Origin of the sequence: Cellulomonas sp. A375-1 (assembly GCF_001040865.1) — a bacterium.
Taxonomy (GTDB): domain Bacteria; phylum Actinomycetota; class Actinomycetes; order Actinomycetales; family Cellulomonadaceae; genus Cellulomonas; species Cellulomonas gelida.
Genome location: NZ_LFKW01000083.1, coordinates 1 through 7,840 on the forward strand (window position 1 = coordinate 1; position 7,840 = coordinate 7,840).

Annotated in this window: 8 protein-coding genes and 1 tRNA gene; 8 read left to right on the forward strand and 1 reads right to left on the reverse strand. The window is 72.8% G+C overall.

Going from position 1 to position 7,840, the window contains the following annotated elements:
- From CWIS_RS18790 to CWIS_RS09260, 5 genes are all read left to right on the forward strand, one after another.
- The coding region (locus CWIS_RS18790) for a hypothetical protein (RefSeq protein WP_048342992.1) at positions 1–241 on the forward strand (241 nt) is incomplete at its 5' end.
- Between the two features lie 25 nt (positions 242–266).
- Positions 267–659, forward strand: coding sequence for a ribosome silencing factor (gene rsfS, locus CWIS_RS09245; protein WP_048342993.1), 393 nt, complete (start codon positions 267–269; stop codon positions 657–659).
- Positions 656–1,351, forward strand: coding sequence for a histidine phosphatase family protein (locus tag CWIS_RS09250; RefSeq protein WP_048342994.1), 696 nt, complete (start codon positions 656–658; stop codon positions 1,349–1,351). Before rsfS ends, CWIS_RS09250 begins: the two co-directional genes overlap by 4 nt.
- Positions 1,352–1,477: 126 nt before the next feature.
- A tRNA-Ala gene (locus CWIS_RS09255) sits at positions 1,478–1,550 on the forward strand.
- A gap of 187 nt (positions 1,551–1,737) precedes the next feature.
- On the forward strand, positions 1,738–2,925 hold the full coding sequence (locus tag CWIS_RS09260; RefSeq protein WP_048343001.1) for a Zn-dependent alcohol dehydrogenase: 1,188 nt from the start codon (positions 1,738–1,740) through the stop codon (positions 2,923–2,925).
- A gap of 326 nt (positions 2,926–3,251) precedes the next feature.
- Here CWIS_RS09260 and CWIS_RS09265 read toward each other — a convergent pair whose 3' ends face one another.
- Complete coding sequence (locus tag CWIS_RS09265) at positions 3,252–4,589, reverse strand: APC family permease (RefSeq protein ID WP_048342995.1); 1,338 nt, start codon at positions 4,587–4,589, stop codon at positions 3,252–3,254.
- A gap of 106 nt (positions 4,590–4,695) precedes the next feature.
- Here CWIS_RS09265 and CWIS_RS09270 point away from each other — a divergent pair, with 106 nt between their 5' ends.
- The 3 genes from CWIS_RS09270 (at position 4,696) to CWIS_RS09280 (ending at position 7,813) form a co-directional block, all read left to right on the forward strand.
- A complete protein-coding gene (locus CWIS_RS09270; RefSeq protein ID WP_229747402.1) occupies positions 4,696–5,049 on the forward strand; it encodes a DUF488 domain-containing protein in 354 nt (117 codons plus the stop codon).
- Positions 5,050–5,053: 4 nt separating this feature from the next.
- Complete coding sequence (locus tag CWIS_RS17620) at positions 5,054–6,907, forward strand: threonine/serine exporter family protein (RefSeq protein ID WP_053071647.1); 1,854 nt, start codon at positions 5,054–5,056, stop codon at positions 6,905–6,907.
- A gap of 141 nt (positions 6,908–7,048) precedes the next feature.
- Entirely contained in the window at positions 7,049–7,813 is a 765-nt protein-coding gene (locus tag CWIS_RS09280; RefSeq protein WP_048342997.1) for a hypothetical protein, read from the forward strand.
- The last annotated feature ends 27 nt before the right edge of the window (positions 7,814–7,840 follow it).

Here is a 7,840-nt window from a genome sequence, read left to right on the forward strand (position 1 = left end):
GTCGGAGCGACCCTTCGCCCCTGTCCCGGGCGCTGAGCACGACGACGACGAGGACGACGAGGTCGAGTCCCGTCCGCGCCACCCGTACACCTGGCTGCACCTGATCGTGCTGGCCCTCGTGGCGTTCGTGCTCGGCTTCCTGCTCGTCCTGCTCTACACCAAGGCCAACGACGGGGCGAGCGCCGCCTCGAGCGCGCTCAGCGTCGTCACGACCGCACCGAGGGCCGGGCCGAGCGCCTGAGCCCGCCCCCGACACAAGGAGATCCGTGACCGCCACCGAACGTGCCGTCGAGCTCGCCATCGCCGCTGCCCGTGCAGCGTCCGACCTCAAGGCGCAGGAGATCATCGCGCTCGACGTGAGCGAGCAGCTCGTCCTGACGGACGTGTTCCTCATCGCGTCCGGGACGAACGAGCGGCAGGTCGGCGCGATCGTCGACGCCGTCGAGGAGGCGCTGTACAAGCTCGGTTCCAAGCCGGTGCGTCGCGAGGGCAAGGCCAGCGGGCGGTGGGTGCTGATCGACTTCGGCGACATCGTCGTCCACGTGCAGCACGCCGAGGACCGCGTCTACTACGCGCTCGAGCGACTGTGGAAGGACTGCCCGCTGATCGAGCTCCCCGAGGACGCGCGCGGCGGTGACGGCACCGCGGACGACGAGTGAGCGTCGGTCGTCTGCTGCTCTGGCGCCACGGGCGCACGGAGTACAACGCCACGGCCCGGCTGCAGGGCCAGGTCGACATCCCGCTCGACGACGTCGGTCGCTGGCAGGCGCGCACGGCCGCGGCCGCGATGCTCGCCCGGCACACGCCGACACGCATCGTGAGTTCCGACCTCGATCGTGCGCGTGAGACGGCGCAGGCGCTGGGCCGCATGGCGGGCGTCGTGGTCGAGGTCGACGCGCGCGTGCGCGAACGCGGGTTCGGCGAGTGGGAGGGCCTGAGCGGCGCCGAGATCGCCGAGCGCTGGCCCGAGGACTACGCGCTGTGGCGCGCGGGCGGCGAGCCGACGCGCGTGGGCGCCGAGACGCGCCAGGTGGTCGCACGGCGCACCGCCGAGGCGATCGCGGAGCTGTCGCGGGCCATGTCGCGCGACGAGACGCTCGTCGTCGTCTCGCACGGTGCGGCGATCAGCTCCGCCGTCGGTGAGCTCCTCGGCATGCCGGCCGCCTGGCGGGGGATGGCCGGGATGCACAACGCGCACTGGGCCGAGGTCGTGCCGTCGTCAGGCGACGTGCTCCCGGCGTGGCGTCTCGTCGCCTACAACCTGGGGCCGACGGACGCCTCGACGGACTGGAACGCCGGTCCGGACCGCGCCGACGACGAGCAGGCAGGCTCGACGCGCGACCCCGACTGACCTCCCGCGGCGCGCGCCGGCCCGCACGTGCGGGACGTGACGCGCGTCGCTCGGAGCGGATTGGCGTCCGGGGCCGTCCTCGTCCTAGACTCTCCGAGCGTCCCCACGGGGGCGACAACTTCACACGGGGCTGTGGCGCAGCTGGTAGCGCACCTGCATGGCATGCAGGGGGTCAGGGGTTCGAGTCCCCTCAGCTCCACCGTGTGATGACGCGGGACATCGTCGATCGATGTCCCGCGTCGTCGTTTCTGCGGTCCCCACACCCGACCGGCGTCGAGTGGTCGAGGCGCGCCGCCCAGGTGCCGACCCGCGGCGAGGATGCGAGGGTGGACGGGCAGCGACGGGTCGGCGAGGTGCCTGCGACTGCCCAGCCGCGAGGAGTCGCCGTGCGTGCACTGACCTGGCAAGGAACCCAGGACGTCGCCGTCGAGGACGTCCCCGACCCGACGATCCAGGAGAGCCACGACGCGATCATCCGGGTCACGTCCACTGCGATCTGCGGCTCGGACCTGCACCTGTACTCGGTGCTCGGACCGTACCTGGCGCGCGGCGACGTGCTCGGCCACGAGGCGATGGGCATCGTCGAGGAGGTCGGACCGGACGCGGGGGACCTGCGGGTGGGGGACCGGGTCGTCGTCCCGTTCGGCATCGCGTGCGGCAGCTGCTCGATGTGCCTGCTCGGTCTGCAGTCGCAGTGCGAGACCACGCAGGTGCGCGAGCACGGTTGCGGTGCCGCGCTGTTCGGCTACACGGCGCTGTACGGGTCGGTGCCGGGTGGGCAGGCGCAGTACCTGCGGGTGCCTCAGGCGCACTACGGTCCGGTGGTCGTCCCCGACGACGGCACGCCCGACGAGCGCTACCTGTACCTGTCCGACGTGCTGCCGACCGCGTGGCAGGCCGTCGAGTACGCGTCGGTGCCGGACGGCGGGACCGTCGTGGTCGTGGGGCTCGGGCCGATCGGGCAGATGGCCGCGCGTGTCGCGCTGCACCGTGGGGCGTCACGGGTCATCGGGATCGACTCGGTGCCGGAGCGCCTCGCCATGGCGGCGCGGCACGGGGTGGACACGGTGGACTCCGGGGACGGCGTCCTGGAGGCGGTCCGTGAGCTCACCGGCGGCCGTGGCGCGGACGCGACGATCGACGCCGTCGGGATGGAGGCGCACGGCGCACCGTTCGCGCACGCCGCGCACCGGGTCACGGCGGTGCTCCCGGACGCGCTGGGGCGCAAGGCGATGGAGACGGTCGGCATCGACCGCCTCGCGGGTCTGCGGACCGCGATCGCGACCGCTCGGCGCGGCGGGACCGTCTCCGTGGTGGGCGTGTACGGCGGCGCGGCCGACCCGATCAACCTGCTGGACGTGTTCGACCGGCAGCTCACGCTGAGGTTCGGGCAGGCGAACGTGCGCCGATGGGTCGACGACCTGCTCCCGCTCGTGGCGGACCCGACCGACCCTCTCGACGTGCTGGGGCTGCGCACGCACCGGCTGCCGCTCGAGGACGCTCCGGGCGCGTACGAGATGTTCCAGCGCAAGGCCGACGGCTGCATCAAGGTCGTGCTGGACCCGGCGGCCTGACAGTGCGAGCGTCCTCCCGCGGGCACTCGTGCGTCAGGCGTGCACGGGGAGACTCCGAGCTCGTCGAGCAGGGTGAGGGTGAGCGTGCGGATCTCGTCGCGGATGGTGGCTGGGTGCCCAGACGCATACCGGGCGGAACACGGGCGCGACGGACACGCAGGTGATCTTCGTGGAGCTCAAGGAGCCCCGACCCGAGGCGGCAGAGGTTCCGACGGCCCTCGGCCCGTGGACGGAGTGACCGTCGACACCCGGTGGCTCCACGCCGGGGGGCCGCGGACGGTTCGGGGCGAGCGGCAGGCGTCTGGCGCGCCGACGACGGGATCGGCTCAGCGTTCGAGATCGGCTGACTCTTCGCGCTCGCGGCCGCGGTGGCGCGTGACGGCGTAGAGCACCGCGCCGAGCGCGATCAGGATCGCGGCCAGCAGCCAGTGCTTGGCTTCCTGGCGCGTGAGCAGCACCAGGCACGTCCCGACGGCGAGCACCGGCAGCGGCGTCCAGGCACGGAAGTGCGCGTGCTCGACGTGGTCGCGGCGCAGCACCAGGACGGCGACGTTGGTGCTCAGGAAGACGAACAGGAGCAGCAGGACCACGGTCGAGGCCAGGTCGGCGAGCGACCCCGTCAGGGTCAGGACCATGGCGACCGCCGTGGTCGCCAGGATGGCCACGACGGGCGTCCGACGCTCGGGCAGCACCCGCCCGAACACCGACGGGAGCAGCCCTTCCTCCGCCATGCCGTAGGTGAGGCGGCTGGCCATGACCATGGTGAGGAGCGCGCCGTTGGCGACGGCGACGAGCGCTACGACCGAGAAGACCTCGAGCGGCACGCCCCCGGCGACCTTGACGACCTCGAGCAGCGGCCCGCTGGACGCCTGCAGGTCGTCCGGGGCGACGACCGCGGGAGCCACCAGAGCGACGAGCAGGTAGACGACGCCGGCGGTCGCGATCGCGCCGAACAGGGCGCGCGGGTAGACGCGCCGCACGTCGCGCACCTCCTCCGCGATGTTGGCTGAGGTCTCGAAGCCGACGAACGAGTAGAAGGCGAGGAGCGCGCCGCCGAGCGTCGCTGCGGCGACACCCGTGCCCGGCGGCAGGTCGGCGAGCCGGGACACCTCACCCTCGCCCCGGCCGAGCACGAGGGCTCCGAGCACGACGACGAGCACGAGGCCGCTGAGCTCGACGGCGGTCATCACGACGTTGGCGCGCAGCGACTCCTTGATCCCGCGCAGGTTGAGCGCTGCCACGAGCGCGAGGAAGACGAGCGCGGTCGGGATGGTCGGCACGTCGAGGAACGTGCCGAGGTAGTCGCCCGCGAACGCGAGCGAGAGCCCTGCCGCGGAGGTGACCCCCGCCGCGAGCATGCAGAACCCGACGAGGAACGACACCAGCGGTCGTCCGAACGCTCGCTGCGCGTAGACGGCGGAGCCGCCCGCCTGTGGGTACTTGGTGACGAGCTCGGCGTAGGACGCCGCGGTGAGCAGCGCCATGCCGAGAGCGACGAGCAGCGGGAGCCAGATCATGCCCCCGGCCTCGGCGGACAGCTCGCCGACGAGCGCGTACACGCCCGCACCCAGGACGTCGCCCAGGATGAACAGGAAGAGCAGCGGCGCGGTGACCGTCCGGGCGAGGCGGGTCGGGCGTTCTGTCGTGGCAGGCGCGGCAGTCATCGTCCGAGTGTGCGTTCGAGTGCGGAGGGCCGCACCCGGGGCGTGCGCTGCGGTCGGTCGGGCGCTCGCCGGGTCGGCGCGGGCTCGTCGGAGCATGATGGGGCCCATGGTGGGGGTCGGGCGGGTCTATGACGAGGTCGGTGACGGGAGTCGGCGCGTGCTCGTCGACCGGCTGTGGCCGCGCGGGTTCCGCAAGGACGACCCGCGGATCGACGAGTGGCTCCCGGAGGTCGCGCCGAGCACGGAGCTGCGCCGGTGGTACGGGCACCGCCCGGAGGAGTACGACGAGTTCGCGCGCCGGTACGAGGCCGAGCTGAACCAGGAACCCGGCGCGGACGGGTTCGCACGGCTCGCCGCGCTCGTCGGGCTCGAGCCCACGACCCTGCTCACGGCGACCCGCGAGGTCGAGCTGAGCCACCTGACCGTGCTGGTCAGGCTGCTGGACGAGCGGGCGCGCTGAGCACATGACGGGCGCCGGGTCCGCGGTCGACGACCCCCTCGTCACGACCACGCCCGCCGAGCAGCGGCCCGCGGTGAGCGCGGAACCCACCGTCACGGCCGAGCCGACGCCGCAGGACACGCAGTCGGCGGGGCCGGCGCCGACGCCCGACCCGTCGCCGAGCCCCACGCCGCAGCCGTCGCCCGAGACGACTACCGCGGCGCCGTCGGCGACACCCTCGCCGACGCCCTCACCGACCGTGACGCGCTCGCCCGAGCCGTCGCCCACCTCGACGTCGACCGCGCCGGTGTGGAGCACGCCGCCGACGGTCACCACGAGCGAGGTCCCGGTCGCGATGATCGTCCTCGCGCTGCTCGTCCTGCTCACGGCCGCGGCGGCCCTGATGCTGGTCGTGCGCCGGGCACGCGAGCGACGGCCGCCGGTCGAGGTGGGCGATGCACCGGAGGTCGCGGCCGGCGGGGCCACCGTTCCCGCGCCGGGCGGGCTTACCGGGGAGCCGTGGACGGCGGTGGAGGACACCACGGCTGGCCTGGCCGTGGCGGAGGTGCTCGCGGGGCCGGCCGAGGAGGCCGGTGGCGACGAAGGGCCGCGCGAGGCGCCCGCCTCGCCGGACGACACGATCCGGTTCTGCCTGCAGCTCGGCGAGGCGATGATCGACACGACCGCGCCGGTCGTGCAGGTGCAGGACGCGCTCGAGCACGTCGCGCGTGCGAACGGGATCCCCGACGTCGAGGTCGTCGCGCTGCCGACCGCGCTCGTGCTGTCCACGCCGCGTGCGCAGACGGCGCGCACGGTGGCGGTCACGGCCGGGTCCCGGTCGATGCGGCTCGACCAGGTGCAGGAGGTGCTCGAGGTCGCGGACCTCGCGCGCGCGGGCTCGATCGGGCCGACCGAGGGCATGCGCCGGATCGGCGACGCGCTCGAACGTTCGTCGCCGTACTCGGCGTGGCAGCAGGCGCTCGGATATGTCCTGTCGGCGGCCGGACTCGCCCTGGTGCTCGGCGGTTCGCTCACCGACGTCGCGCTCGCTGCCGCGCTCGGGGCCGCGGTCGTCGGGTTCGCGACGCTCACGGCCCGGTGGGCGGAGCCGTACCAGGCGATCGTCGTGCTGGTTAGCGCGTTCGCCGTCTCGACGGCGGTCTTCTCGCTGGCCCGCACGGGGCTGGACGTGTCGCTGCTGCCCGCGCTCGTGGCGCCGCTCATCACGTTCCTGCCCGGCGCGCTGCTCACGACGGGGGTGATCGACCTCGCCACGCGGCAGATGATCGCGGGCGCGGCGCGACTGTCCGCGGGCGTCATGATGCTCGTGCTGCTCGCCCTCGGGATCGTCGCGGGCGCGAACCTCGTCGGGATCCCCGCGTCCTCCCTGCACGCGGGGGGCAGCCAGGCGCTCGGCTGGGTCGGCGCCTGGGTGGGCGTCGGCATCTTCGGGGTCGGCGTGACGATCCGGCACAGCGCCCAGCGGCGCGCGGTGCCGGGGATCCTCGTCGTCCTCGTCGTCGCCTACGCGGGGCAGCTCGTGGGCGGGGCGGTGCTCGGGACCCAGGTGTCGGCGTTCGTCGGCGCGCTCGCGATGACGCCCGTCGCGCTCGTCGTCGCGCGGTACGCGGGTGGGCCGCCGGCGATGGTCAGCTTCCTGCCCGCGTTCTGGCTGCTCGTGCCGGGTGCGCTCGGGCTCGTCGGGGTCACGTCGGTGCTCGGGGAGTCGACGGACCAGGGGCTGACCGCGGTCGTGACGGCGGGCACGACGATGGTCGCGATCTCCCTCGGCGTGCTCACCGGGCTGGGGGCCGGTTCGTGGGTGCTGGACAGCCGCTGGTGGGTGCGCCCGGACCGGCGGGATCACCCCGGAGGATGACGTACCGCGGGCAAACTGCTTGCCTTGGACAGCAGACGGGTGACAGGACTGGAATGGTCACCATTGCCCGGTTTGACTCGGTTACTCTCCACGCGGCACCCACCCTCCGGGTGCCCACACGAACGTGGGGAGACACACAGCATGACCGTGAACAGCCAGAACGCCGCCGGGGGCACCAAGCGCGCTCGACTGATCGCCGTCCTGGCGGGAGTGGCGCTCGCCGCCTCGACCGCCGTCGCAGCGCCGGCCGTCGCCTCCGACGCCCAGCCGGCCGCCGTCACGGTGTCGGTCAAGTCGTTCGACCAGCGCAAGTCGGCGACCTCGTGCAAGTACATCTACTGGACGTTCACCGCGTCCGGCCTGAGCAGCAGCCAGACGTACTACGCCGATGCGTCGCTGAAGCGCTCGACCGACTCGATCAGCAGCTACACGGTCGAGAGCCAGGTGAAGAACGGGACCAACAAGGTCAAGTCCTTCGTCTGCTCCTCGCTCCACAAGGCGGGCACCTGGAAGGCCAAGGTCGTCCTCAAGTCCGGGGGCTCCACGGTTGCCTCGTCCGCCACGGTCTCGTCCGTCATCCGGGTGAAGCCCGCGCTCAAGATCAGCAACGTGTACGGCACCATCGGCGGCTCGGCCACGCTCAGCGGCTACGCGGACCCGAGCGTGGACACCAAGGGCAAGACGGTCAAGGTCTACTTCAAGAAGAAGGGCACCAAGACCTACAAGCTCATCGGGAAGACGACGATCTCCTCGTCGGGCTCCTTCTCGCTCAAGACGACGAAGCTCGGTCTCGGCTACACGTACGTCAAGACCGAGAAGTCGGACTTCCTGGTCTCGAGCAAGTCGTCGTCCGTCCAGATCGTCAAGACCTCGTCCGCCTCGGCGGCGTCGCTCGCGGTGAGCTGACCTCTCCTGTCTGACCCCTCGGGGCCG